General features: G+C 24.1%; 1 pseudogene. It reads left to right on the top strand.

What is annotated here, in order from left to right:
• Nucleotides 1-220 (top strand): annotated as a pseudogene (locus tag SE27_RS14525) (glycosyltransferase family 61 protein); the annotation flags it as partial.

Genomic DNA, 220 nt, shown 5'->3' on the forward strand with positions numbered 1-220 from the left:
AATGGTTAAAGCGACTTGAAATTAAAAAAATAATTTGGTTAGATAACTTAGATGACTTTCAATTATATTGTTTTCAGCCAGAAGATGTGAGCTTAGTTTACAACCCAAAAGATAAAGATAACATTTCTAATTATTCTTATGTACAATTACCACCTTTATATTTATATAATTTTAATAACATTATTATAAATACACATTCTAGCCACCTTTTACAACAATT

The organism is Acinetobacter harbinensis, assembly GCF_000816495.1.
GTDB lineage: Bacteria > Pseudomonadota > Gammaproteobacteria > Pseudomonadales > Moraxellaceae > Acinetobacter > Acinetobacter harbinensis.